Origin of the sequence: Streptomyces sp. NPDC048434 (assembly GCF_043200375.1) — a bacterium.
Taxonomy (GTDB): domain Bacteria; phylum Actinomycetota; class Actinomycetes; order Streptomycetales; family Streptomycetaceae; genus Streptomyces.
Map to the genome: position 1 here is coordinate 40158 of NZ_JBICXQ010000028.1, position 25466 is coordinate 65623.

Annotated in this window: 19 protein-coding genes and 1 pseudogene; 12 read left to right on the forward strand and 8 right to left on the reverse strand. The window is 72.3% G+C overall.

Annotated features, from left to right (window positions below):
- Window positions 1–45: 45 nt before the first annotated feature.
- From coaE to ACGFWI_RS29240, 3 genes are all read left to right on the forward strand, one after another.
- Window positions 46–636, forward strand: a complete 591-nt coding sequence (gene coaE / locus ACGFWI_RS29230) for a dephospho-CoA kinase (RefSeq protein WP_393909038.1) — start codon at window positions 46–48, stop codon at window positions 634–636.
- A gap of 125 nt (window positions 637–761) precedes the next feature.
- Entirely contained in the window at window positions 762–1136 is a 375-nt protein-coding gene (locus ACGFWI_RS29235) for a cupin domain-containing protein (protein WP_393909125.1), read from the forward strand.
- Window positions 1137–1780: 644 nt separating this feature from the next.
- A complete protein-coding gene (locus ACGFWI_RS29240; RefSeq protein WP_393909039.1) occupies window positions 1781–2200 on the forward strand; it encodes a tetratricopeptide repeat protein in 420 nt (139 codons plus the stop codon).
- An 84-nt stretch (window positions 2201–2284) separates the two neighbouring features.
- On the opposite strand, the gene ACGFWI_RS29245 is transcribed toward ACGFWI_RS29240, so the two are convergent.
- Both ACGFWI_RS29245 and ACGFWI_RS29250 read right to left on the reverse strand, forming a co-directional pair.
- Entirely contained in the window at window positions 2285–2605 is a 321-nt protein-coding gene (locus tag ACGFWI_RS29245; protein ID WP_393909040.1) for a DUF6343 family protein, read from the reverse strand.
- A 40-nt stretch (window positions 2606–2645) separates the two neighbouring features.
- Window positions 2646–4215 (reverse strand): annotated as a pseudogene (locus ACGFWI_RS29250) (UvrD-helicase domain-containing protein).
- 508 nt (window positions 4216–4723) lie between these two features.
- Here ACGFWI_RS29250 and ACGFWI_RS29255 point away from each other — a divergent pair.
- From ACGFWI_RS29255 to ACGFWI_RS29265, 3 genes are read left to right on the forward strand one after another with little or no spacing between them, the layout of a single operon-like run.
- A complete protein-coding gene (locus ACGFWI_RS29255; RefSeq protein WP_393909041.1) occupies window positions 4724–7660 on the forward strand; it encodes a DEAD/DEAH box helicase in 2937 nt (978 codons plus the stop codon).
- Window positions 7657–9114, forward strand: a complete 1458-nt coding sequence (locus tag ACGFWI_RS29260; protein ID WP_393909042.1) for an SWIM zinc finger family protein — start codon at window positions 7657–7659, stop codon at window positions 9112–9114. The genes ACGFWI_RS29255 and ACGFWI_RS29260 overlap by 4 nt, the downstream gene beginning before the upstream one ends.
- Window positions 9111–11072 carry a helicase-associated domain-containing protein gene (locus ACGFWI_RS29265; protein WP_393909043.1) on the forward strand — a complete coding sequence of 654 codons (1962 nt, stop codon included), beginning with the start codon at window positions 9111–9113 and terminating at the stop codon, window positions 11070–11072. Before ACGFWI_RS29260 ends, ACGFWI_RS29265 begins: the two co-directional genes overlap by 4 nt.
- A gap of 43 nt (window positions 11073–11115) precedes the next feature.
- Here the strand turns inward: ACGFWI_RS29265 and ACGFWI_RS29270 are convergent, their stop codons facing one another.
- Together ACGFWI_RS29270 and ACGFWI_RS29275 are read right to left on the reverse strand one after the other, a co-directional pair.
- Complete coding sequence (locus ACGFWI_RS29270; RefSeq protein WP_393909044.1) at window positions 11116–12192, reverse strand: RNA ligase (ATP); 1077 nt, start codon at window positions 12190–12192, stop codon at window positions 11116–11118.
- Window positions 12193–12455: 263 nt separating this feature from the next.
- A complete protein-coding gene (locus ACGFWI_RS29275) occupies window positions 12456–14084 on the reverse strand; it encodes an FAD-dependent oxidoreductase (protein ID WP_393909045.1) in 1629 nt (542 codons plus the stop codon).
- A 722-nt stretch (window positions 14085–14806) separates the two neighbouring features.
- On the opposite strand from ACGFWI_RS29275, the gene ACGFWI_RS29280 reads away from it, so the two are divergent.
- From ACGFWI_RS29280 to ACGFWI_RS29290, 3 genes are all read left to right on the forward strand, one after another.
- Complete coding sequence (locus ACGFWI_RS29280) at window positions 14807–15751, forward strand: zinc-binding alcohol dehydrogenase family protein (protein WP_393909046.1); 945 nt, start codon at window positions 14807–14809, stop codon at window positions 15749–15751.
- A 153-nt stretch (window positions 15752–15904) separates the two neighbouring features.
- Entirely contained in the window at window positions 15905–16834 is a 930-nt protein-coding gene (locus ACGFWI_RS29285) for an IclR family transcriptional regulator C-terminal domain-containing protein (RefSeq protein WP_393909047.1), read from the forward strand.
- Window positions 16835–16995: 161 nt separating this feature from the next.
- A complete protein-coding gene (locus ACGFWI_RS29290; protein ID WP_393909048.1) occupies window positions 16996–17634 on the forward strand; it encodes a uridine kinase in 639 nt (212 codons plus the stop codon).
- 40 nt (window positions 17635–17674) lie between these two features.
- On the opposite strand, the gene ACGFWI_RS29295 is transcribed toward ACGFWI_RS29290, so the two are convergent.
- Complete coding sequence (locus ACGFWI_RS29295) at window positions 17675–19105, reverse strand: WGR domain-containing protein (RefSeq protein ID WP_393909049.1); 1431 nt, start codon at window positions 19103–19105, stop codon at window positions 17675–17677.
- Window positions 19106–19243: 138 nt separating this feature from the next.
- Here ACGFWI_RS29295 and ACGFWI_RS29300 point away from each other — a divergent pair, with 138 nt between their 5' ends.
- The gene (locus ACGFWI_RS29300; RefSeq protein ID WP_393909050.1) at window positions 19244–19705 is read left to right on the forward strand and encodes a type II toxin-antitoxin system PemK/MazF family toxin; all 462 of its coding nucleotides are present in this window, start codon (window positions 19244–19246) and stop codon (window positions 19703–19705) included.
- An 18-nt stretch (window positions 19706–19723) separates the two neighbouring features.
- On the opposite strand, the gene ACGFWI_RS29305 is transcribed toward ACGFWI_RS29300, so the two are convergent.
- The 3 genes from ACGFWI_RS29305 to ACGFWI_RS29315 all read right to left on the reverse strand — a co-directional run bounded on the left by ACGFWI_RS29305 (window position 19724) and on the right by ACGFWI_RS29315 (window position 21890).
- Window positions 19724–20266, reverse strand: a complete 543-nt coding sequence (locus ACGFWI_RS29305) for a DUF1697 domain-containing protein (RefSeq protein WP_393909051.1) — start codon at window positions 20264–20266, stop codon at window positions 19724–19726.
- Between the two features lie 52 nt (window positions 20267–20318).
- Window positions 20319–20918, reverse strand: coding sequence for a methylated-DNA--[protein]-cysteine S-methyltransferase (locus ACGFWI_RS29310; protein ID WP_393909052.1), 600 nt, complete (start codon window positions 20916–20918; stop codon window positions 20319–20321).
- Between the two features lie 87 nt (window positions 20919–21005).
- Window positions 21006–21890 (reverse strand): glycerophosphodiester phosphodiesterase, encoded by an 885-nt coding sequence (locus tag ACGFWI_RS29315; RefSeq protein WP_393909053.1) that lies wholly within the window; start codon window positions 21888–21890, stop codon window positions 21006–21008.
- 625 nt (window positions 21891–22515) lie between these two features.
- Here ACGFWI_RS29315 and uvrB point away from each other — a divergent pair.
- Window positions 22516–24645, forward strand: a complete 2130-nt coding sequence (gene uvrB / locus ACGFWI_RS29320) for an excinuclease ABC subunit UvrB (protein WP_393909054.1) — start codon at window positions 22516–22518, stop codon at window positions 24643–24645.
- Window positions 24646–24883: 238 nt separating this feature from the next.
- Window positions 24884–25462, forward strand: coding sequence for a TerD family protein (locus ACGFWI_RS29325; RefSeq protein WP_393909055.1), 579 nt, complete (start codon window positions 24884–24886; stop codon window positions 25460–25462).
- The last annotated feature ends 4 nt before the right edge of the window (window positions 25463–25466 follow it).

Sequence of the window (25466 nt, forward strand, 5' to 3'; positions counted from 1 at the left end):
CCTCCTGCGCTCCTGCCGTCCGGGCGCAGCGTATAGCGTGGGCCCATGGTGAAGGTGGGGCTGACCGGCGGAATCGGCGCGGGCAAAAGTGAGGTTTCGCGACTGCTGGCGTCGTACGGCGCGGTGATCGTGGACGCGGACAAGATCGCCCGCGAGGTCGTCGAGCCGGGTACGCCCGGACTGGCGGCAGTGGTCGAGGAGTTCGGAAGCGGTGTGCTCACGCCGGACGGCACATTGGACCGGCCGCAGCTGGGCCGGATCGTGTTCTCCGACCCCGAGAAACTGAAGGCGCTGAACGCCATCGTGCACCCGCTGGTCGGGGCGCGGTCGGCCGAACTCGAGGCATCGGCCGGGCCGGACGCGGTGGTGGTACACGATGTCCCGCTGCTGACGGAGAACGGCCTGGCACCGCTGTACGACCTGGTGGTCGTGGTCGACGCCGCGCCGCAGACCCAGCTGGACCGGTTGGTGCAGCTGCGCGGCATGGCGGAGGACGAGGCCACATCACGGATGGGGGCCCAGGCGACCCGCGAACAGCGGCTGGCCGTCGCGGATCTCGTCATTGACAACGACGGGCCGCTGGACGCGCTGGAACCCCAGGTCCGCGCCGTATGGGAGCGGCTGCGGAGCGACTGAGGCCGGACGGTACCCTCGCCGCCATGACTGCTGCTTCCGACCTTGATGCCAAGAACTCCGCCACCGGGCCCGCCACCACGGCAGAGCCCGGCTCCGGCCCCGGCTCGGTTTCCGAGTCCGCCACGGTGCCCGCTGCCGACGACTCGGCGCTCGCGTCGTTCGTGGTCAATATCCCCGGCATCGCGGATGCCGATCTGCAGCCGGAACCGCTGGACCCTTCTCAGATCGTCGCCGGCGAGCCGGTGGTGACGGGCAAGGTGTTGTGGGAGTCCCCCGACGGGCGGCAGATCCGGGGCATCTGGCAGATCACGCCGGGTGTGGTGACGGATACCGAGGCCAATGAGCTGTTCGTGGTCGTCAGCGGGCGCGCCACCATCGAGGTCGAGGGCGGCGCGGTGCTGGAGGTGGGGCCCGGCGACGCCTGCGTCCTGCGCGAGGGCGACCGCACGCAGTGGACCGTGCACGAGACGTTGCGCAAGGCGTACCACATCAGCCTGTAAAGGCGTACCGCATCAGGCGGTAGGGGAAGCGGACCGGCAGTGAGAGGCCGGCGGCCGGAGACTGGGGGCAGCGGAACCGGCGGCGGGGGCGAGTGCGGCGGAACCGGCGGCGGGGGCGAGTGCGGCGGGGGCGAGTGCGGCGGAACCGGCGGCGGGGGCGGTTGGCTTCTGCGGATCTGCGGATCTGCGGATCTGGGGTCAGGGGGTGGGGCGTTGGGGCTGGGCTGTTGCCCTGTTGCCCCCGGTCCCCCCCGCCCCCCTGCCCCCGCCCCCCACCCACCTCCTCCTCCGCTCCCACCTCCGCCGGTCATCGCTGTGGTCCCTTACCTCGCGCCTCTCCCCGCCGGATCCCTCACCTCGCGCCTTCCCTCGCCAGGCTCCTTACCTCGGCCCTCCCCCCACCGGGCCCCCTATCCCGCGCCCCTCGCCGGGCCCCCGCCGTCTCGCCTCCCCCTCCGTCTGTCTCCCGCGCACCGTCCGTGCTCCCTCCGCCTCAACTGGTGTGCCCTCATATGGAGGTCGAGGGAGCCGGTTGAGGCCATGCCGGCCGGGGAATGCCGCGACCGATGGGATTGTTGTGCCGCAGGTAACGCCGTACGGTCCGTGGCTGATGTGTGTCCCGACGGCGACGGAGAGGAGCAGTCGTGCCCGAGAGCAGCCCTGAGACGCATGTCATCGACTTCCGTGCCGCGGAGCAGCTGTTGGCGGCCCGTGACCCACGCGGTGCGATCCAGCTGCTGGACTCGGTCATCACCGCGCACCCCGAGAACACCGCGGCCCGACTGCTGCGCGCCCGCGCCTTCTTTCTCGCCGCTCAACTGCGGCCTGCGGAGCTTGAGTTCCAGATCGTGTTGGAACGCGAGCCGGACAACGCCTTTGCGCACTTCGCGCTCGGTCGCACCCTGGAGCGTGCCGGCCGCGGCGAGGAGGCGTTGCGCCACTTCCGACTGGCAGCGGCCCTCGAACCGCGCCCGGAGTTCATCGAAGCCGCCCGCTTTGCACCCGGCACGGGCAACGGTGATCGCGACCCCGACCCCGACCGACGGGGCGACGGTCCCGAGTAGCCGCGCCCTTCGCGCCGATCGCGGCCACCGCGGCGCCCCGTCCTGTCGCCGGACGCGTTACGCCGTACCCTCGCGCCCCAGTACTTACGGTCTGGTGTTCCGTCTCCGGCCGGAGCCGTTGCGTATGCCGAACGCGTCGTTCCGGCCCCGGTCAGGGGTGTAGGGCGGTATGTCCTTGCCCGGCTGGTAGTGCGGTCCCTGGCGGATATGGCGGATGACCATGATCAGATCCGTGGCCGCCACCATCGCCAGTGCGGCACACGCCGCCGCCCATTCCGGCCGCCCGGCATGGACGAAGGCCACGGCTCCCGCGATCGCCCACAGCATCCCCCACAGCGCCAGTCCGCACCGGATTTTCAGCGGGCTGCGTGCCTGAAGAGGCTCATTTCCCGTACGCATCGGCATCCATCTCCCACCTCCAGGATCCTCCCGATCGGCGAGTCAGTCACCTGTACCCAGCACCTCTTTCCTTGGTTTGTACTGTCTTTTGCCCTTGCTGTTCTGCGGCTCTCTCCTCGGTGGGGTGCGGGTCGGGGCGAGGGTCGCCGGCGGGGTGGCTGTTGATCCAGGACAGTCCGCCGATGTCGAGGAGTGATCGGGCGCGGGTCACGGCGACATAGGCCAGGCGCGCCTCGTCGATGTCGACCGGGCCGGGCAGCGGGGTTCCGTCCTCGCCGGGCTCGTCGAGGTCATCGGGGCCCGTGAAATCGTCCGCGACGCGCACGCTCGCCCACTCCCGGCCCTTGGCCCGGTGAACCGTGGACACCGTCACTTCGGCGGAGTCCTCGGGTGAGAGCTGATCCAGGGCGTGCAGTAATGCCTCCGTACCGTGCTCGTCGACAAGCTCCACCAGCGGCAGCAGGTCCCTTCCCGGACGGGTCGAACTCCGCGTACTCGCGCAGTTCGGCCCAGCTCTCGAAGAGCATCAGATCGGGGTGGACGGTGCGGCGCCCGGCCGCGAGGTCGTGCGCGGCGCGTGCGAGAGCACTGAGTGCCTCGCCGCCGCCCGCGAGGGCGACGCGGCGGTCCGCCTCCAGCTGCCGTATCACCTCCACCATCGCTCCCACATTCGTCCGGCACAGGATCGCCTCCGGCGCGCCGACCGCACGTAACTCCGTCTCCAGACCGGGTGATCCGGTGAGCCGGATCGGGGCGCCGACGATGGTGAGCCAGCGATTGGCCTCGGCCGCAAGCGCGGGTCCGAAGCGGAACGAGCGGGAGAGGCTGAGCTGTCTGCCGTCGAATCCGGTCATGACGTCGCGTGCGCCGCGCCAGCCGTAGATGGCCTGAGCCGAGTCTCCGACCAGCACCAGTTGTGCGTGGCCGCGCTGTGCGGTGAAGACCTGCTCGACCACGGGGTTGGTGTCCTGTGCCTCGTCCAGGAGCAGGAAATCCGCGGGGATGACGGGCCCGCGCAGCGCCCACATCTTGAGGTAGTGATCGTGCTCGAAGCGGACGACGCCGCGGTCCGGATGCTGCAGGTCGGCCCAGGCCTTGCGCGCGTAGGGCAGGACGAGATCGGCGAGTTGTGCGTGCAGCGGGGCGGATTCGGCTCCGCGCAGGGGCGGGACGTGGTGCGGCGCGATCTCTGTGTCGGCCGACTGGCAGAAGCGGGCGACGGTGCGCAGGACCGTGTACGAGAGTGCCTTGTGGGTCACCTTGCGTGCGTCGATGCGGACGGTCATGTCCTCGTCGATGCCCAGGGCGGCGCCCGTGCGCCATCCTGCTTGCCGAGGGGCGTTCATGCGTGCCTGGTAGCGCCTTCCCACGGCCGTGTAGGCGAGGGCATGGGCGGTCCCGCAGGCCACTTCGGTGGGGAACGTCCGCGCGGCATGGCGCGCGACCGCTCGGTTGAAGGCGATATACCGACCTGATCGGCCCTGCCGCCGCGCGGTGCGGGCGAGCATCGCGAGAGTCGTCGTCTTGCCGGTCCCGGTGCCGGCCTGGATCACCAGATGCGAACCGGTCGGAAAGGCCTCCGCCGCGGCGGATTGTTCGGGCGTGGGGATGTGCATGATGTGCTCCTCATCGACGTCGAATGATTACTGAGGGTGATGACGTCACTCACCGTAGCGGATCTCGGGCTGAGGGCGAGAGGGATTCCTGCGGCCTGTGGATAACCCCGGCCGGTGCACGAAAAGGCCTGGTCGGGACGCATTGTCAGTGCTGTCTGCTTCCATCGGAATCGCATGGCCGGGCGCCGTGGCGGAGCCGGGGTCGGCAGAGAGTGCCGTCTCCTGCTCGCCTGCTCGCTTCCTGCGTCACGCGGTGAGGGGCGCGCACGGTCGAGAGGCGCCGGTTCGGTCGTGAGGCACGGCCGGTGCTTCATCGCCCGGCGCCCGGAGGGAGGTGCGAACGCTGGGGAGGGACGCCGGAGACGTGGTGCGGACGACCGTAGACTCGCAGGTCGGGGGCGCCGGATCAGGCCGGGCGCGGCAGACGCTGCGGTCGCCGCGGCCGGGGCGGAACGACCGCGCGGCGAACGGCCGCGCAGCAGCGAACGACCAAGAAGTAAGGGATGGGATGACGAGGCGGTGGGAGACGGCAGGGGAGCCCCGGCCGTTGCACGAGCCGCCCACGGACGGGTCCGGGGGCGCGGGGGAGGGCGGCGGAATCGGTGCTGCGCCGGCTCGCTGCGCCGCGGTCTTCCTGCCCGCCCAGCCGCCGCGCGCCGGGAAGATCGCGCTGTGGCGGCCCGATGGCGGCCCGCTCCCGGACATCGGAACCGGGGAAGGAGACGAGGCGGTGCCGGGCGGCGACGGGGCCGCCGAGCCGGGCCGGCTCACCCTCGCCCGCCGCCATGGGAACGGCGCCCGCAGCCGTACGGTCCCCGCCGTGCTGCTTCCGCTCGCCGAGGCCGTCCCGCTGCTGGTCCGTGCGCGGCACGACCCGGCCGCCCACCCGGCCGCCGCCTGCTGGGGCGCGGCCACCCTGCAGGCGCTGCATCTCGCCGCCCGCGGCAGGCTGCTCCCCGGGCTGACCGCCGAGGACACCGATGCCTGGCGCGCCGGGCCGCTCGACCCCGACGACATCGCGCATCTCCGGGCCATCGCCGCCGCCATGCCCGCCGATGCCTACGCCGTGCCGATCGCCGGCAGCCGCCCGCTCCAGGTGCACGACCCGGCGGCCCTGGTACGGCTCTACGTGGATGCGGTCGCCGATGCGCTGCCGCGCACCCCCGCCGCCGCGCTGGTGGCCGGTGCCCCGTTCGCCGCGAGTGCGCCTCAACACCTTCCCGGCGCCCGGGAATGGGCCGCCGAGGTCGCGGCCGGAGTCGACGCCGGGGTGCGGCTCTCCCTGCGTCTCGATCTCGCCCCGCACAAGCTCTTCGACACGAGGGAGGAGAGCGGGCGGGGCGGTGCCGAAGAGCGCAGTGCGGCGGCCGCCGTCCTTCAGGTGCACAGCCTCACCGACCCCACCCTGGTCGCCGACGCCCGCGGACTGTGGGAGGGGGAGGGCCCCGACCATTTCGGGCCGCGCTCCCGTGTCGACACCCTCCTCGCACTGCGCCGCGCCGCCCGTATCTGGGCCCCGCTCACCCGCCTCCTGGAACAGCCGGTTCCCGACGTACTGGCGCTCAGCGAGGACGAGTTGTACGACCTGCTGGGGGAAGCCGCGCCACGCCTGGGCGCCGCGGGAGTGACCGTCCACTGGCCCAAGGAACTGGCCCGCGGCCTGACCGCTGCGGCGGTGCTGCGCCCGGCACCGGGCTCGGCCGCGGACGGCTTCGGTTTCTTCGACACCCGTGAACTGCTGCACTTCCGCTGGCAGGTGGCGATGGACGGAGTGCCGCTGAGCGAGGCGGAAATGGATGCCCTCGCCGAGGCACATCGCCCCGTCGTCCGGCTGCGTGACCAGTGGGTCCTGGTCGACCCCGGGCTCGTCCGCAAGGCCCGGAAACGCGAACTGGGCTACCTGGAGCCGGCGGACGCCCTCGCCGCGACGCTCAACGGCACCGCGGAGGTGGAGGGCGAGGAGGTCGAGGTGGTGCCCCAGGGCGCCCTCGCCGCACTGCGCGGTGCTCTCACCGCCGATCCGCGGCCCCTGCCCCAGCCGCCAGGATTGCGGGCCACCCTCCGTGACTATCAACTACGGGGCATGGCCTGGCTCGACACCATGACCTCCCTCGGACTCGGCGGCTGCCTCGCCGACGACATGGGCCTGGGCAAGACCATCACCGTCATCGCGCTCCATCTGCACCGGCAGCCCGCCGCACCGGTCCTCGTCGTCTGCCCGGCCTCGCTCCTCGGCAACTGGCAGCGCGAGATCGAGCGTTTCGCCCCCGGCACCCCCGTACGCCGCTTCCACGGCGCAGGCCGCAGCCTCGACGGCCTGGAGGGCGGCTTTGTGCTGACGACGTACGGGACGATGCGCAGCAGCGCCACGCAGTTGGCCGGACACCCGTGGGCCTGGATCGTCGCCGATGAGGCCCAGCATGTGAAGAATCCGCGCTCCTCGACGGCCAAGGCGCTGCGCAGCATCAAAGCCCCCGCCCGGATCGCCCTCACCGGCACGCCCGTGGAGAACAACCTCTCCGAGTTGTGGGCGCTCCTCGACTGGACGACCCCCGGGCTCCTCGGCTCCCTCAAGACGTTCCGTGCGCTGCACGCCCGTGAGGTCGAGGGCGGCGAGGATCCGCGGGCGGCCGAGCGGCTGGCCAGGCTGGTGCGCCCGTTCATCCTGCGCCGTAAGAAGTCCGACCCCGGCATCGCCCCCGAACTGCCGCCCAAGACCGAGACGGACCACCCGGTGGCGCTGGGGCGCGAACAGGCCGCGCTGTACCAGGCCGTCGTCCGCGGGACCCTCTCCCGGATCGAGACCGCCGAGGGCATCGCGCGCCGTGGCCTGGTCATGAAGCTGCTCACCGCCCTCAAGCAGATCTGCAACCACCCCGCGCAGTACCTCAAGGAGGCCGCGCCCGGACTCGCCGCCCGCTCCGGGAAGCTCGAACTCCTCGACGAACTCCTGGACACCATCCTCGCCGAGGGCGGCGCCACCTTGCTCTTCACCCAGTACGTCGGCATGGCGCGGCTGCTCGAACGCCATCTGACCCACCGGGGCATCCCGGTACAGCTCCTGCATGGCGGCACCCCCGTCGCCGAACGGGAGAAGATGGTCGACCGCTTCCAGTCGGGCCACGCCCCGGTCTTCCTGCTGTCCCTGAAGGCGGCGGGCACCGGCCTGAACCTGACCCGCGCGGGACACGTGATCCACTACGACCGCTGGTGGAATCCGGCGGTCGAGGAGCAGGCCACCGACCGTGCGTACCGCATCGGGCAGACCCAGCCCGTCCAGGTCCACCGGCTGATCGCCGAGGGCACGGTCGAGGACAACATCGCCCAACTCCTCGGCGCCAAAAGGGCACTCGCCGACGCGGTGCTCTCCGGCGGCGAGAGCGCGCTCACCGAACTGTCCGATGCCGAACTGGCCGACCTCGTCTCCCTCAGGAGGCCCGGATGACCCCCCGCCCCGCCTCCGGGCGCGCCGCCGCCGCGGACCGGCTGGCCCGCGCGGACCGCTCGCGCACCTTCCCGCCCCTGCCGGCCAGGACCGGAGCCCGGGGGCTGTTCGCCGAATCCTGGTGGGGCAGCGCCTGGCTGGACGCACTGGAGACCGCGGCCCTCGACGGCGCCCGGCTCGCCCGCGGCCGGACCTACGCCCGCGACGGCCATGTCGACACCATCAACGTCACGCCGGGCCGCATCGTCGCCACCGTACGCGGCAGCAGACCCCGCCCCTACAGCGCCGAAATCCGCCTCAGGACCCTCACCGACCAGGAGTGGGACGGACTCCTGGACGCCATCGCCGCGGAGCCCGGTCAACTCACCGCCCTGCTGGCCAAGAAGCTGCCCCGAGCCCTGGCCGAGGGCGAGGTGCGCCTCCTCCCGGGGCCGGGCGACCTCGTCACCCGATGCTCCTGCCCCGACGACGGCAGGCCCTGCAAGCACGCCGCCGCGCTCTGCTTCCAGGCCGCCCGCCTCCTGGACGCGGACCCGTTCGTCCTGCTGCTGATGCGGGGCCGCGGCGAACGCGAACTCCTCGACGAACTCTCCCGCCGCAACACCGTCCTCACCGCCCGCGAGGCCCGCGCCCACACCCCCGCCACCACCCGGCCGCCCCCGCACCGCCGCGGGCCCGCGACCGGCGGAGAGACGCCCTCCGACGTCACCGCACCAAGCTCCGCGGCGGCCAACGGCATTGCCCCCGGGGAGCCTGCGGCACCGGACAAGCCGTCACCCCGTGGTGTCCTCGCCAGGGCGGCGCTCGCCGACCACCCCCGCCCGCCGCTCCCACCACCGCTGCCGGCCCCACCCCGGGCCGCCCACCCGCCGACCCTGCCGGACGGTGACCACCTCCCCTTCGACCCCGCGGCCCTCGAATTCCTGGCGGCCGACGCATCTTCCCGCGCCCACGCCTGCGTATCCGCCGCCGGATCCCCGGGCCCCGGCGGCGGGCGGCCGCCCGTCCACAGCCCCTTCCCGGCGCTGCCCGTATGGGAGGACGCCATCCGCCTGGCGGCCACCGCCCATCCCACCGCCGGCCTGACCTCCGCCACCCGGGCCCTCTACCGCGACCTCGCCGTGGCGACCGGCCGTACGACCACCGACGTGGCCCGCTCCGTCGCCGCCTGGCGGCAGGGCGGACCCGAAGGCCTCTCCCTCCTCGACGCCACCTGGAACCCCCCGGCCGGAGACTTCGACCGGGCTCGCAGCGCCCTCCTCGCCGCGGACCTCCCGGCCCTGCGCCCACGCCACAACCACCTCACCGACGCGGACCGCGGCATCCAGCTCCGCTTCGGCCACGACAACCGCTGGTATCCGTACGAATCCGAGCCCGGCACCGAAGACTGGTGGCCCACCGGGCCCGCGGACCCCGACCCCGTGGGCGCCCTCACCGCCCTGCTCGCGCGATGACTAACCTCGACGCCGTGGAAGGTCTCGACGCAGTCACCCGATCCCTCGCCCGGCGCACCCCCGAGCAGCTCGCCGCACTCCTCACCCGCCATGCCGAACCGCTCGCCCGCCGGCCCGCCCCCACCGGACTGCGCGGCCTGGCCCATGCGTTGTGGTCCTACGAGACCCTCCACCACCTGGTGCTGCATCTCGACCACCCCCGGCTCCAGGTGCTCGCCGCCACCGCCCGCATCAGCCAGGAGCGCGCCGGGCGTGAGGCACCCGGCCCCGCCGCCCCCGCCGCGGGCGCCGACTACCAGTCCCTGATGGCGCATCGGCTGTCCTTCGCGCATCTGGCCACCGAACCCGTCCCGCCCGAGGACGTATTCGCCGCCCTCGGGGTCACCTCGCCCGGCCGGCAGCGCACCGCCGCCGAAACCGCACTGCGCCACCTCTACGACGACGGGCTCGCCGCGCCGACCGAGGACGGCACGGTCGTCGTGCCGCCGCGCGCCCCGCAACTCCTGGCCGCCCACGACCTCGGCCCGTTCCTCGCGGACGCCCCACAGCCCGCCCAGGACGACACCGCCGCCCCCGCGACGCCCGCCGCAGCCGTCCCCACGACCTCGCCGCACGACGAATCCCGGGCCGCCGCGGCGACCCTCGCCGCCACCGTCGACCGCCTGCTGGCCGCCCTGGCGACGCAGCCCGCCGCGCTGCGCAAGTCGGGCGGGCTGGCCGTACGGGAGATCAAACGGCTGGCCAGGGCGGCCGGCGCCACCGAACCGCAGACCCGCCTCCTCCTCGACCTCACGCTCGCAGCCGACCTGATCGCGCTGACCCGCAGCCCGTCCGGCATCACCGCGCTGCCCACCGGCGCCTACGACGACTGGCTCGGCCGCCCGCCCGGCGCGCGCCTCGCCCCCCTCCTGGCCGCCTGGTCAGGGCTGTGGGACATCCCCACCCACACCACGTCCGGCGAGACCCCGACCGCACTGGTCCGCGGCCACGACCGGCACGCACCCGCCCTCCGGCACGCGCTCCTCGCCGCCCTGGCCACCGTCCCCCTCGGCGCCGGAGCACCCCTTCCGCCGTTGCCGTTCACCAATTCACCGGAGGAGGAGGAGGAGGAGGCGGCGGGTACCCGCACCCCGTGGGAGGGCCTCCTCCGGGCAGCGGACTGGCACCGCCCGCTCGCCGTCACCCGGCAGCCGATGGCCGGGGAACGCGCCGCCCACACCCTCCACGAGGCCGCCTACCTGGGGCTGGTCGCCCATGGCACCCTCACCCCTCTCGGCCGGGCGCTGCTCGCCGACGCGCGCTCCCTCGACGAGCCGCTCGCCGAGCTGCTCCCGCCGCTCCTCGAACAGGCCCACTTCCAGGCCGACCTGACCGCCGTCGTGCCCGGCCGCCCCGCCGCCGCACTCGCCGGACTGCTCGCCGCCGCGGCCGACCGGGAATCCGAGGGCCACGCCGTGACCTGGCGCTTCACGCCGCACTCCGTACGCCGCGCGCTGGCTGCCGGACACCGCGCCGAAACCCTCCTGGAGGACCTCGCCCGCGCCTCGGCGACCGGCACCCTGCCGCAGCCGCTCGGCTACCTCGTCCAGGACGCCGCCCGCTCCCATGGCCGGATGCGCGTCCTGCCCGCCGCCTGCTGCATCCGCTCCGACGACGAAGCCCTCGTCGAAGAGCTTGCCGCCCACCGTGCACTGCGCGACCTCGGGCTGCGTGCCATCGCCCCGACCGTCCTGGTCAGCAACCGCCCCCCGACCGCCACCCTGGACGCGCTGCGCGCCGCGGGATACGCGCCGGCCCTGGAATCCGACACCGGCACCACGACCGTCGAACGCCTCCCCGCGCACCGCACCAAGGCCCCCACGCCTCCCCGCGACCCCCACGCACCACTCGCCCTCGCCCACCGCCTCCTGGGGCTCCGGACGGAACCCCGGGAGGCCACAACGGCCGGTGACACATGACCCGTTGCCGTCCCCGTACAGCAGTCAGCAGTGCGGGGGAGGGCTACTCGTACTCCGTGCCGCCCTTACGCGTCAGATAGGCGCCGCTGACCGCCTTCGCGATGGCCCGCCCGCCCAGCTCCGCGCTGAAGCGATCCCGGAGCGGACGGACGACCACACCCTCCCGGAGGTGCACCGCACGTCCCGACAGCGTCTCGCGGCCCTCGGCCAGCTCCATCGCCAGCCGTGCGTCATACGGGCCGCTGTACAGCGTCGGCACCACCGGAAGCCGGCCGTCCAGCACCTTCGTCAGCTCCTCCGGATCCAGCCACCGCAGCTGTCCGTCACTTTCCACCGCGACATCGAATACCGCGTACGCCGGATCCCCGCGCCGGCTGTCCGCGCCATAGCCCAGATCCTGGACGCCGTCGCCGTACACCTCGCCGTACACACCGACCCGCGACGCCCCCAGCTCCCCGGCGATCTCTGCCGCGACCCGCGGCACGTCATGGCCGCGCACCGCCCGCCAGTACAGGTTCTTCGGATCCTCGACCAGCGCGAGCCGCTGCGCTCCGAGCCCCTTGGACGTCACCTGGACACCCTCGTCCGGCACGCTGAAGGTCAGACAGCACGCGGTGCCGTGCACCTTCTCCGTGACCGCCACCGGCTCGCCCTCGGAGAACGCCGCCGGATACCGCTTCAGGTTCTCGATATCGATCCACGGCAGAAGACCGGGCGCCGATTCGACCTCCCCGCTCATCGAAATCGGCACCGGCGGCACCCACTTGACGATCCCCAGCTCCGCCGCGAAGTCCGTGCCGTCCTCATGCGCCCGCACCAGGTCCGTCCCGTCCAGCGCTCGCGGGCGGCAGACGATGCCCTGCGACAGCTCGCCACGCAGCCGTATCGCCTTGACGCGGTCGGCCGCGGACCCGGCCAGCTTGCCCGTCAGACCCAGCTCGGCCACCAACTCCCCGGGGAGTACGGCCTGTTCCGGTACGTACACGGCGAGGTCGCCGGTCCGGTAGACGCCCTTGGCGACCACCGCGCGGTACAGGCCCACCTGCGCCAACTCCAGCGCATCGGCGTTCGGGTGCTCATGAACCGTCAGTTCCTCGACCGTGACGCGTAGCGTCGACATCCCATTCCCCGTTTCTGCACACACCGTCAGACGCCGCAGCGCGCCGCCCCGCCACCACTGTGATCGAGGCCGGACCGCCCGGCGACCGAATTTCACCGGTGCCGACGGGATGTGACCGAGCAGCCGCCCGGCGCTCCGGGCGGCACGGAAGAGCGAGGAACGCAGGCTCGACGGTGGGCCCCGCCTTCACCACGGGAGCGTGGCCGGTGGCGCCGGGCAGGGATCCGGCGCCACCGAGGATCGCGCGGACGGCCCGCATGTCGTCAGCCGTCGGCCGGTTTCCGTCTGCCCGCCCCGCCGATACGGCGCAGTGCCGTCGGCCCGAAGCCGAGGCGCGGGAGGCGTCTGGGGGCGGGTTCGGCGCCGGGGTGGTGGGACGGGGCCGAGGGCTGTCCCGGGGCGGGCGGCACGGCCGAGAGCGTGGCGGCAGGCGTCGCCGGGAGGGCGGAGGCGGCACCGGCCGCAGCCGGACGCGGAGCGGTGGACGACGCGGGGCCGGCCGTCGCCGGCAAAGGGACCGCGGCCTTCGGCGCGGCCGGGCCGCCCGGTGCACCGCCGGCCGCCGGGCCGGGTGCCGTACCCCGGAGCAGGCCGAGTGCGGCAGCGGGGCGCAGGACCGGGGCCGTCGGAGCGGAGGGCGTGACGACGTCGAGGTAGGCGCGGCCGACGGCGGGCCGGCCGGCGGTGGGGGAGTGGAGGACCGCGCCGGTGGCCAGGGACCACGGCGCCCGGACGAGGCGTCCGAAGGCGCGCTGCACCTTCCGGGCGAGGGCCGGTTCGTCCATCCCGTGCCGGCGCAGTGCCCCGCGCAGCGCGGCGGCACCATGGGCGGCGAGGGACAGGCCCTGCCCGCAGTCGGGGGCGAGCGAGACCACGGCGCCGCCGAGGGCGATGAATCCCGTGGGCCAGGACGGCAGCTGTTCATAGCGGCGGCGCCGGCTGGTCGTGTCGCGGGACAGCCGCACCTCGCTCAGCGGCTCGGCGTCGGCGATGAGGTCACCGATGACGGCGCTGCCCGTACGACGGGCGAACGGCGCGAACCGGCCCGCGTGTTCGGAGGGCCGGTCGTCCCCGCTACCGGTGAGCGTGACCAGCCAGCGCCCGCCCTCGATCGGGATCAGCGTCGCCGTCCTTCCGGGAACCGGGCGCCGCGCTGCGACAGGACCGGGGACCGGGCCGACGGGCGCCGAACGGGTCGTGAGCACCGGGCACTTCTCCATGCCGTCAGGGGCACGGAAGATACGGGTCGCCGAGACGATTCCGGAGTCCGAGAGGTCTTCGCGTGCGGTGGGCAGCCCCAGCGCGGCCAGCCGGTCCTGGGTGGTGGAGTGGCGGCCGGTGGCATCGACGACGAGGTCGGCATCCAGGCGGTATGTGGCGCCGGTGGTGGTGTCCCGGACGCGCACCCCGGTGATGTGTTCCGCGGTGCCGGTGAGTTCGGCCGCCTCGGTTCCGTCGAGGACGGTCACCCCGGGGAGGGCCGGCACCTGGTGGCGGATGACCCGGTCGAGCAGATCGCGGGAACAGGCGATCAGATACTCCGAGCGTGCCCGCCGGCCTAACCAGCCCTTCGGGAACCGGCCGGCGAACTCCGCCGGCTTCGGCACCCTGCGGGCGCCCTCGGCCAGCCAGCGTTCGACACTGCCGGGCAGCAGGGCATCGACCAGCCGGGCGCCGTCGCCCGTCAGCAGATGGGCGTGCCGGGCCTGCGGGAGGTCCGTGGGGAGGGCGGGGGTCCGCGGCAGCCGCTCCCGCTCGACGACGACGACGTCGGCGTGTTCGGACAGCGTCGCGGCGGCGAGCATGCCCGTGAAACCGCCGCCGAGCACCACGGCGAGGTAGGGGTGGTTGAACTGGAGCCCGTTGCTGCTCGTCGTGCTCGACCCGTTCATGGGCAGTCCCTTTCTCGGCGGCGGAGCACGGATCCCCGGCGGGTGCGGGACACGTCCAGAAAGGGCGGTGCCGCATACGGTCGGGAACGCCGGCGCGCCGCGGCGATGACGGCGTCGGTGGCGGCCGTGAACGTAGCCGTCAACGAGAACGGCAGGGACGCGGATGCGGTCCGCAGAAGGCGCAGAGGTACCGGCGGAAGCGGCTGCGCTCGTTGTGGGTCCCGGCAGGCCGACGCGAACGCCGGCCTGCCGCCCCCCGATTTCCCCATCATGATTCCCCCTCAGGCCGTGCCCGCCTTGTCCTGCGCACCGCCACGTCCTCCTCCGCCACCCGCCCGTATCACCGGGTGGGGCGGGCGCAACTGCCTCGCGGAATGCGCTCTGCCCCGGGGGACGCAGCCGTCACATCTGGTCAACGGCGGACACATTTCGGGATCGTAGGCGGCGGCGATCACATCCGATAGCGAGGTTTGAGCGAGAGGCGCGTGGTGGCCACCTTGGGGATACCGGTGGGTAGATCTGCAGCAAAACGTCGCAATCGGTAGAAATTGCCGGGGAGCTTGCTCGCGAGGCGAGAAAGCGGGCGGGAAATCCGCGTGAGAAGAGGGGCGTTGGCGCGCGAAGCCCCCCAGGGTTGGCGCGAAATGATCGGGTACCGGCGGGCAGATGGTCGGCCTGCCTACCCTGTGCGGGCACCGCACCGGAGAACCCGAGGGAGAGTCGTGCGCGCGATTGTGATGCGAGAATTCGGCGGCCCGGACGTGCTGCGGCTCGAGGACGTTCCCGAGCCCGCGCCCCGCGGCGGCCACTCGCTCGTCGAGGTGTCCCTGGCCGGCATCAACTACGCGGATGTGCACGTACGGGGGGACACCTATCTCGCACCCGTCGAGCTGCCGTACATACCCGGGAACGAGGTCGTGGGGACGGTGGACGGCGGACGCCGCGTCGTCGGGCTGTGCCGCGGCGGCGGATACGCGGAGCGTACGCTGCTGCACCGGCGCGTGACCTGGGACGTCCCCGACGCCATCAGCGACGAACAGGCCGTCGCGCTGGCGCTGCAGGGCAACAGCGCCTGGCATCTGCTGTTCACCTCGCTGCGCCTCACCGAGGGCGAGACCGTTGTCGTACCGGCCGCGGCGGGCGGCGTCGGGTCGCTGGCCGTCCAGCTCGCCGCGCGGGCCGGCGCCAAGGTCATCGGCCTGGCGGGCTCCCCGGAAAAGCGCAAGCTGGCCGGGGAATTGGGCGCCCACGCAGTGGTCGACTCGACCGCCGAGGACCTGACCGAGCGCATCCTGGACGCGGCCGGTGGTCCGGTCGAGGCGGCGCTGGAGATGACCGGAGGTGTCACCTTCGAGCGGACCCTCGCCGCCGTTGCCCCGCGCGGCCGGCTCGCCGTGTACGGGTTCGCCGGCGGCGACCTGGCGAGTGTGCCGACCCGGGACCTGATGGAGCGGAGCATCACCGTCTCGGGCTTCTGGCTGCCGCAGCTCTACGCGGACCGTACGGCGCTGCCGACGTCCATGCGGGCGCTGTTCGACGCGGTCGCGGACGGCACCCTCAAGCCGCTGACCGGCGCCGTGTACGCACTCGGTGAGGCGGCACGGGCGCACCACGAGCTGGCCGCACGCACCCCCACCGGGAAACTGGCCCTCGACGTCGCCCGATAATTCCGGTAACCCGGGGTGCCGGACGGGCACAACGGCTGCGGGAGCGCACCCCGGGACCGGCCGCCGGGAACCGCGGCCGGCGGGGGTGCCGGCTCGCAGCGCACATGCCGGGCACCTTCGGGCGCCTACCACTGCCAGGGGAGAGAGCACACGATGGGCAACAGCACCGCAGCCACCGGAGCGTCGGCCTCGGCCGCCGTGCCCGCCACCGGCGAGGCGTCGCATACCGCGGGCCACTCCAAGAAGGCGCGCCAGGCACCCAAGGGCACGTCGTCCACGGGCTCCCGGGCGTCGGGATCCGGCCATGCCGAGCGGGTCTTCCTCGTCCAGACGGCCTTCGCCGAGCTGGGCGGATCCGCCCATGGGCCCGGTGAGATCGCCGAGTTCACCGGCCTGGACGACTCCGTCGTCTACCGCATCCTCCAGTCCGGCATCTACCAGCGGATCTTCGAGCGGGTGGACCGCGGCCTCTACCGGCTGCGGACCTCGGCCGCCCAGCTCGCCTTCACCGCGCTCGACCACCGCCTCGACGGCGCGACCTCGCAGACGGTGCTGCGCGAACTGCGCATGGCCACCGACGGTGGGCTGGCGTTTCTCTACATGGTGGCGCCCTTCTCCGGCGCGCAACGGCAGTGCGTCGACATGGCCGTCGGCGACTCCGACCTCGCGGAGCTGGGGATGACACCGCGCGATGTGCTGTCCGTGACGCGTTCGCTGCGCACCGGTGCCTCCGGGCGGACGATCCTCGCCTATCTGCCGGAGGTGCTCCAGCAGCGGGTGCTGGCCGAGCCTGTCCCCGACCAGGCGGGACCCGGCGTCTACCGGGACAACGATGCGCTGGCGAAGTCCCTCGCCGAGGTACGCGACCTCGGACACGCACTCGGGTACGAGGAGTGCATGGCCAGCTGGAACTCCTGTGCGGCGCCGATCATGTGGGACGGCTCCATCATGGGAGCGGTGCTGCTCCTCAAGCTCAAGTCCGTGATGCCGGTGGCCCCCGACGGCGTCATCGAGGCGACGAAGGAGGCGGCGGCCGAACTCAGCCGCTACGGAGCCGCCCGGCCCTCCGCGGACCAGGCCTGAACCGCGGCACCCGGCCGCCGGCCCGCTCATGAACCGGTCCGCCTCTCCCCTGGGGCACGGACGGCCGCAACGGGCGTACCGATGAGGGGCAAGGGGGCCTGACCGCTCCCGGCCCGACGCGGGGCGCCCCGCGCCGCGCGGTCGCCGGGCAGAATGGCGGGGTGCGGCTCGAAGCGATCACCTGGGAACGGCTCACCGACGCGCTCGCCGAGCGCATCGCCACGATGCCGGCGAAGGACGGGAGCCCCTGGCTGCGGGTGGCTCTCGACGGGGCCCCCGCCGCCTCGCCCGGCGAGCTGGCCGGGCGGCTCGCCGAGGCGCTGCGGATCCGGGGGCGGGCGGTGCACCAGGCCGGCACCTTCGGCTTTCTGCGCCCCGCCTCGCTGCGGCTCGAATACGGCCGCGAGGACCCCGATGCCTACCACGACGAGTGGTTCGACCGGCAGGCCCTGTGGCGCGAGGTGTTCCAGCCGCTGGACCCGGGCGGCACCGGGCGGGTGCTGCCGGACCTGTGGGATCCCGTGACGGACCGGGCGACGCGCAGCGGGTACGTGGAACTGCCGCCCGGCGGCGTCCTGCTGCTGCACGGCCCCCTGCTGCTCGGCCACTGGTTTCCCTTCGATCTCTCCGTGCATCTGAAGCTGTCGCCGCCCGCGCTCGCCCGCCGCACCCCACAGGGTGAGCGCTGGACGCTGCCCGCGTTCGCGCGCTACGAGGCCGAGACCCGCCCCGAGGAGGCGGCGGATGTGGTCGTACGGGCCGACGATCCCCGCCGTCCGGCCTGGAGCGGCCCGCTCTGAACGTCCGTCCCGGCCGGCCCGTCCTGGCGCCCGCTCGGCGTCAGACGAGCTGCCGGATCTCGCCCCGGACGCGGTAGAAGCCGCCCGCGGACGCCGACAGTTCATCGACGGCATACCGCGCCCCGGCCCGGCGTATATGACGCGGGAACTGCACGTTCCAGGACGGTTCATAGCCCTCGGAGACCACATGGACCCGCAGCCGTCCGCTCTCCTGCACGCACTCCACCACGACCCCCGAGGCGGCGGCGGACGCCACCGTCCGCACCGTGGCCGACGGGGTGTAGGTGGGCAGCGCGGCGGCCGACTTCACATCCCGGGCCACCGGCACCGTGCCCGACCGGGCGGCGGAGACGGCCGCGTCACTCGCATCCACACACACCAGGGATCCGTCGGTGGTGACCATGTACAGCTTCTCGTCCAGGTATTGCATGGACAGTGCCGATCCGCCGCCGGTGCCCAGCTTCCACAGACGGGTGCCGTCGGCGGCGAAGCAGTACACCGAGGAGGCCGAGTCACCGGCGAAGACATAACGGCCGCCAGGGGCCGTGGCGCAGGAATAGACGACCGTGTCGCACCGGTAGGTGGCCTCAAGTGCTCCGCTGTCCTTCGTCAGCCGCTGGACGACGCGCTGGTGGGTGCCGGCGTACACCGAGTGGTCCTCCTGCCAGCCGAACAGCACCGCGCCCTGGGTCGGGGTGTGCCACAACTCGCCGCTGCCGTCGGCGGAGTAGGCGGTCACGCCGCGGCGATGGCCGTGGTAGACGGCGCGTTCGTCCCGCCGCACCATCCAGGCGTGCTCGCCCGCGCTGCGCCGCGACCACTGGTACTCGTCCTCGTGGTCGATCACCGTCAGCCCGCCGCTGCGGTCGGCGACATTGAGGATGCCCTCGCGGATGTCCAGCCAGAAGATGTCGACGTCTGGGGCGATGTCGTAGGCGGCGAAGGGGAGCTTGGAGGAGAGGTCGTAGACCGTGCCGTCATCGCACCCCGCATAGATCCAGAAGTCGTCCGCCACCAGGCACTTGACGCCGTCGGGGAGCTGATAGCGCGCCAGCACCTCGCCGTCGTGGCCGAGGGTGTAGACATCGCCGTTCTGATTTCCCACCCAGCAGCGGTCCTCGGCGATGTGGATGCCGAAGGCGGACGCGCCCGTACGGAAGCGCCACAGCACTGGTGCCACCGCGCGGGCCGTGGATGGCGCGGAGGAGACCTGGCGCCGCGTCACCGGCCGGGCGGCGCGCTGTCCCCGGACCGCCGGCGCATAGCCCTTGCGGACCTTCTCGCCGACCTTCCTGGCGGCCGCGGCCTGCGCCTTCTCCCGTGTCGGGAACGTCGAGGTCTGCTGCTGGCCGCCCACGCCGATGCGCCCGTAGCGCACCGAGACGACCGTGTCCTGCACTGTCACCTCGTAGAACTTGTGGGCGCCGCCGCTCTCTTGCGACAGCTCCAGATACGTCGTGGTCTCGGACATGGCGATCCCCTCCCCGGGCGGCCCCCACGGCCGTCCCCCGCTGAAAAAACCGTACGGCCGACCACTGACAATCGAGCCCGGGACCGCCGGGCGTGGACCGCTGATCGACGTGCCGGAGGCGGCGGTTAGCGTGAGCCCGTGACCACTTCATTCAATGCATCCGACGACTCCGCCGCGCTGCCCGGCAGCGAGGGGCCCACCGCGACCGTGGAGGCCCGGCCGCAGTCCGTCGGCACCGTAAAGATGTCGTACGCGCCCGACCCCGACGGCGACCCCGATCCCGGCGAGATCGTGTGGACCTGGGTGCCGTACGAGGAGAACGACGGCCGGGGCAAGGACCGCCCCGTGCTGGTCGTCGCCCGTGAGACCGGCGGAACGCTGCTGGCGGTGCAGCTGTCCAGCAAGCGGCACAACAACGACCGGGAGTGGGTCCCCCTCGGGACCGGCCCGTGGGACCGCGCCGGGCGCGACTCCTGGGTGGCCGTGGACCGGGTGCTGCGGGTGCACCCGGCCGGGATGCGGCGCGAGGCCTGCGCGCTGGACCGGGGCCGCTTCAACCTGGTCGTCAACCGGCTGCGCGAGCGCTACGGCTGGCGCTGACGGCCGGGGCTCCGCGCGTCAGGCGTCGGCCAGGGCCAGGAGCTTGGAGACGGTGTTCCAGTTACGGGCGGTGGCCGTCACCCCGAGCCGGGCGCGGCTGACCACGTCGGCGAGCTTGGAGCGGCCGATGCCGCCGGGACACCACAAATACAGTTCGCGCCCGATCAGCCGGTACTGGTCGGGCGTGAACGCGGCCGGGTCGAGTGCGTCCAGCCGGGACGTGTCCGTCGGCACCGCCGACAGGAACATGACATGCAGGCTCTTGGGCTCCGGTACGGCCAGGGGAAACGGATTGGCGGCGACGGCGGCGGCCAGCTCGTCGCGGGTCCGGACGACGACCGGCACCGTCAGGCCGAGCTCGGCGGCGATCCGGTCGTGGATCACCCGGGCCGTCTCGTCCGGTGGCGTACCGGGGTCGGCGAAGACGAGGTTGCCGGTCTGCAGAAGCACCGAGACGTCCTGGAAGCCCAGGGCCTCGGCCAGCTCCAGCTGCTTCGCCTTGGGGAAGGAGTTGTGGCCGCCGACATTGATGCCGCGGAGCAGAGCGATCTGACGGGACATGGCGCTGCCATTCGTAGGAGCCGGCCTCGGCGAGGGCGGACGACGGTCGGGATCAGAAGAGCGGAGCGGGCAGCACGCCTTCGAGGGCCAGCAGCAGACGCTTGGTCTCCAGACCGCCGCCGAAGCCGCCGATGCCGCCGTCACTGGCCACGACACGGTGGCAGGGGACGATGACCGGAAGCGGATTGGAGCCCATCGCGGCGCCCACCGCGCGGGCGGCTCCCGGCTCCCCGACCCGTTCGGCGAGGTCCTGGTAGCCGACGACGCTGCCATAGGGGACCCCGGCGGCCAGGGCATGCAGGACCCGGGCGTGGAAGCCGGAGGACAGCGACCAGTCCAGCGGGACGGTGAAGGACTGCAGCTCCCCGGCGAAATAGGCGGTGAGCTCGGCCGTGGCCGTCGCCAGATGGGGGATCGCTGCCAGTGGCGCCCCGCCGAAGAACTGCTCCAGACGGGTCAGCTCACGGCGGGTGGTCCGCTCGTCGGCATGGAAGGCGACGAGGGCCAGGCCCTCCCGGGTCGCGGCGAGCAGCAGCGGACCGATGGAGGTCTCCAGCCGCGTCCACGCCCAGTCGCGCCGGGCCGCCGCCCCTGCCTCCGGCGCGGCGTCCGATGATGCCGCCGGACGGGAAACCTGCTCGGAATTCGTCACCTGATCAGGGTAGGACGCACCACTGACAATGCGACGGGGAACGGACCGGCTGCGGTCCCCGGCACCGGTTCCCCGTCGGCTCCGGGCTCAGTCTTTGCTGCCCTCCAGCGCGTCACGCACCAGGTCGGGCTTGTTGGTGATGATGCCGTCGACGCCCAGACCGGCGACCTTGACCGCGGTTGCCGCGTCGTCGACGGTCCAGGTGTACAGGTCCAGCGGCCGGCGGTGCGGGCCCTTCAGACCGTGCACGGCGGCGACGTACTCCGGGGTGACCGCCGTGTGGACGGGGTTGATCTGGTCGCAGTACTTCGCGAACTTCGGGAGGTCGGCGACGGAGGGATTGCCGAGGAAGCCCGTCTTGAGGTCGGGCCGCAGGTGGTGCACCGTCTTGATGGCGTCGGCATTGAAGCTCTGGAGGATCAGACGGTTCTTGACGTGCCCCTTGTCCAGCCAGCCCGCGCGACGCAGCTCGGTGAGGGTCTGCCGCTCGATGCCGGGGTAGAGCTCCGGAGACTTCAGCTCCATCAGCAGACTCTGGTCGTTGTTCTCGACCTCGTCCATGTAGTCCTCGAGGGTCGGCACCCGCTCTCCGCGGAACTTCGACCCGAACCAGCTGCCCGCGTCCAGTTTCTCGATCTCGTTGAGCGTGAAGTCCGAGACGTTCCACGGGGAGCGGCCGGGGAAGACCTGCTCGACGTTGGTCGTCCGGGCGAGCGTGTTGTCATGGAGGATGACCAGCTCGCCGTCCTTGGTGCGCTGGACGTCGTTCTCGACCCACTCGAAGCCGAGCCGGTCGGCCGCGTCGATCGAGGCGAGGGTGTTCTCGGGCGCGTACGACGAGGCGCCGCGGTGGGCGACCGTCACCGGGGAGTGTCCGGCCGGTGCGGCCTGGGCGACGGTTGTGGAGAGGGCGAGCGTGGACAGACCCACGAGCGCACCGGCGGCAACGGTGGCGACGGGGCGAATACGCATACGGACTCCTCGTGACGTCGTGGACGTGAGCTGACGGGAAGTGACGTGAACCGGGTCGGACGGACAGAGGCTCGCAGCCGGGTCCTAGCGGGAGGCGGTCGTGTGGTGGCCGGGCGCTGAACGAGAAGTGGCCGGTTTTCCGTTGTGGAGCGACACGCAGTTGCAGGATGCCCGGATCAGCCGTGCCACAGACGTACGCTCCGACGCCGTCCAACTTGCCGGAGCCGCGGCATCCGCGCATCTTGGCCGATGATGCGTCACCCCTCGTGCATCTGAACGCTTTTGATGGGACATCGCCCAGGACGGGCCGTCGCGGCCGGCTCCGCGCGCGAGCGCGCCGCGCTCACGGATCCGGACGGGGCGGGCAGCTCTCCCGCGCGCGAGGGCCGCGGCCCTGCGGTGCCCCGCGTCCGCCGCCGGCCGTCCGCCGTCCTGCCGTGCCGTCCGCCGTGCCGTCCGCCGTCCCGCCGCTCCCCGCGCCGCCCGCCTCCCGCCGCTTCCGGGCACCCGCCCTCACGCCCCGCCGGGCTCCGCGGGACGCCCGCCGCTACCGCCGAAACCACAAAAGCGCAGGTCATTGCGGCTGTCGCGTCGATTGTCAGTGCCGAGTCGTACGGTGGGTGCCATGCGGCCCGTATCAAACATCGAACGCACGGTGGCGCCCTTCGAGGTCGTCAGCTCCTACCAGCCCAATGGCGACCAGCCGACGGCCATCGCCGAGCTCGAGCGGCGTATCCGCGGGGGTGAAAGGGATGTCGTCCTGCTCGGCGCGACCGGCACCGGCAAGTCGGCGACCACCGCGTGGATGATCGAGAAGCTGCAGCGCCCGACGCTCGTCCTGGCGCCCAACAAGACCCTCGCGGCCCAGCTCGCCAACGAATTCCGTGAGCTGCTGCCGAACAACGCCGTCGAATACTTCGTCTCCTACTACGACTACTACCAGCCCGAGGCGTACGTCCCGCAGTCCGATACGTACATCGAGAAGGACTCCTCCATCAACGAGGAGGTCGAACGGCTGCGCCACTCCGCGACGAATTCGCTGCTCACCAGGCGTGACGTCGTCGTGGTCGCCTCGGTGTCCTGCATCTACGGCCTCGGTACGCCGCAGGAGTACGTCGACCGGATGGTGCCGCTGAAGGTCGGCGACGAATTCGACCGCGACGAACTGCTGCGCCGCTTCGTCGAGATCCAGTACACGCGCAACGACGTGGCCTTCACCCGCGGCACCTTCCGGGTGCGCGGCGACACCATCGAGATCTTTCCGGTCTACGAAGAGCTGGCCGTGCGGATCGAGATGTTCGGCGACGAGGTCGAGGCGCTGTCCACCCTCCATCCGCTCACCGGCGAGGTCATCAGCGACGACCGGGAGCTGTACGTCTTCCCGGCCAGCCACTACATCGCGGGCCCGGAGCGCATGGAAAGGGCCATCGCCGGGATCGAGACCGAGCTGGCGGACAGCCTCGCCACGATGGAGAAGCAGGGCAAGCATCTGGAGGCCCAGCGGCTGCGGATGCGCACCACTTACGACATCGAGATGATGCGCCAGATCGGCTCCTGCTCGGGCATCGAGAACTACTCGATGCACATGGACGGTCGCGAGCCCGGCACCGCCCCCCACACCCTCCTCGACTACTTCCCGGACGACTTCCTCCTGGTCATCGACGAGTCGCATGTCACCGTCCCGCAGATCGGTGCCATGTACGAGGGCGACGCCTCGCGGAAGCGCACCCTCGTCGAGCACGGGTTCCGGCTGCCGTCCGCCATGGACAACCGGCCGCTGAAGTGGGAAGAGTTCCTGGGGCGCATCGGCCAGACCGTCTATCTGTCCGCGACCCCGGGCAAGTACGAGCTCGCCCGGGGCGACGGGTTCGTGGAGCAGATCATCCGCCCGACCGGCCTGGTCGACCCGCAGGTGGTGGTCAAGCCCACCGACGGACAGATCGACGACCTGGTGCACGAGATCCGTCAGCGCACGGAGAAGAACGAGCGCATCCTGGTCACCACCCTCACCAAGAAGATGGCCGAGGACCTCACGGACTACTTCCTCGAGCTCGGTATCCAGGTCCGCTATCTGCACAGCGACGTGGACACCCTCCGCCGGGTGGAGCTGCTGCGTGAGCTGCGATCGGGTGAGTACGACGTCCTGGTGGGCATCAACCTGCTGCGTGAGGGCCTCGACCTCCCCGAGGTCTCCCTGGTCGCCATTCTGGACGCCGACAAGGAGGGCTTCCTGCGGTCCGGTTCGGCGCTCATCCAGACCATCGGACGCGCGGCGCGCAATGTCTCCGGACAGGTGCACATGTACGCCGACAAGGTCACCCCGGCGATGGAGAAGGCCATCGACGAGACCAACCGCCGCCGGGAGAAGCAGCTGGCGTACAACAAGGAGAAGGGCATCGACCCGCAGCCGCTCCGCAAGAAGATCGGCGACATCGTCGCCACCCTCGCCCGCGAGGAGATCGACACCCGGGAGCTGCTGGGCACGGGGTACCGCAAGGGCGACGCCAAGGAGGCCCAGGGCAAGGCGCCGGTCCCGGCGCTCGGCGGGAAGGCCGCGAAGGGCAAGGGCGGCAAGGCGGGCGCGGCGCTGACAGACCGCCCCGCCGCCGAACTGGCCGAGCTCATCGAGGAGATGACGGAGCGCATGCGGGCCGCCGCGGCCGAGCTGCAGTTCGAGGTCGCCGCCAGGCTGCGCGACGAGGTGGGCGAACTGAAGAAGGAGCTGCGGCAAATGAGGGAGGCCGGGGTGAAGTAAGGGGAAGCGGCGTGTGCCGAGGGGGAGTACCGGGGCGGTGACGGTTGCCCGCCGGGGCGGTTCGTCCCCGCCCCGGTGCGGTATCGCCGCACGTGAGCGGGGGGTGGCCAGCGGTGCCCGGTGTGTTGCAGAAGCGCCACAAAACGTGGGTCCGGCGCGCCCTCGGCCCGCCGTCGTGCGTAGGGTCGAAGGGGCCGCCGGACAGCTGGGCGGGGACAGTACAGAGAGGGGACGGCGCGTGTCGGTCAATTTGTCCAAGGGGCAGGGCATCAGCCTGCAGAAGTCCGACGGAGGGAACCTGACCGCGGTGCGGATGGGGCTGGGGTGGCGCTCGGCGCCGCGCCGTGGCCTGTTCGGCAGGCGGACCAGCGAGATCGACCTCGACGCGTCGGCGGTGCTGTTCGCCGACAAGAAGCCCATAGATGTCGTCTTCTTCCAGCATCTGGTCAGTGACGACGGCGCGGTCCGGCACACCGGCGACAACCTGGTCGGCGGCGCGGGCCAGGGCGGCGACGACGAGGCGATCCTGGTCGACCTGGCGCGGGTGCCGGTGCACATCGACCAGATCGTGTTCACCGTGAACTCCTTCACCGGCCAGACGTTCGCCGAGGTGCAGGACGCCTTCTGCCGCCTGGTGGACGAGGCCACGGGCCAGGAGCTGGCCCGTTACACCCTCACGGGCGGCGGCGACTACACCGCACAGGTCATGTCCAAGGTGCACCGCGTGGGCGACGGCTGGCAGATGACCGCCATCGGTGAGCCCTCCGTCGGCCGCACGTTCCAGGACCTCGTGCCGGCGATCCTGCCGCACCTGTAACCAC

Bases quoted from the DNA above. Each gene is read 5' to 3' on its own strand.
- ACGFWI_RS29315 (WP_393909053.1), bottom strand. From the start codon at position 21,890: ATGCGTATTCGCCCCGTCGCCACCGTTGCCGCCGGTGCGCTCGTGGGT.
- ACGFWI_RS29275 (WP_393909045.1), bottom strand. From the start codon at position 14,084: ATGAACGGGTCGAGCACGACGAGCAGCAACGGGCTCCAGTTCAACCAC.
- ACGFWI_RS29285 (WP_393909047.1), top strand. From the start codon at position 15,905: ATGGGCAACAGCACCGCAGCCACCGGAGCGTCGGCCTCGGCCGCCGTG.
- coaE (WP_393909038.1), top strand. From the start codon at position 46: ATGGTGAAGGTGGGGCTGACCGGCGGAATCGGCGCGGGCAAAAGTGAG.
- ACGFWI_RS29295 (WP_393909049.1), bottom strand. From the start codon at position 19,105: ATGTCCGAGACCACGACGTATCTGGAGCTGTCGCAAGAGAGCGGCGGC.
- ACGFWI_RS29305 (WP_393909051.1), bottom strand. From the start codon at position 20,266: ATGTCCCGTCAGATCGCTCTGCTCCGCGGCATCAATGTCGGCGGCCAC.
- ACGFWI_RS29245 (WP_393909040.1), bottom strand. From the start codon at position 2,605: ATGCCGATGCGTACGGGAAATGAGCCTCTTCAGGCACGCAGCCCGCTG.
- ACGFWI_RS29265 (WP_393909043.1), top strand. From the start codon at position 9,111: ATGACTAACCTCGACGCCGTGGAAGGTCTCGACGCAGTCACCCGATCC.
- ACGFWI_RS29255 (WP_393909041.1), top strand. From the start codon at position 4,724: ATGACGAGGCGGTGGGAGACGGCAGGGGAGCCCCGGCCGTTGCACGAG.
- ACGFWI_RS29260 (WP_393909042.1), top strand. From the start codon at position 7,657: ATGACCCCCCGCCCCGCCTCCGGGCGCGCCGCCGCCGCGGACCGGCTG.
- uvrB (WP_393909054.1), top strand. From the start codon at position 22,516: ATGCGGCCCGTATCAAACATCGAACGCACGGTGGCGCCCTTCGAGGTC.
- ACGFWI_RS29270 (WP_393909044.1), bottom strand. From the start codon at position 12,192: ATGTCGACGCTACGCGTCACGGTCGAGGAACTGACGGTTCATGAGCAC.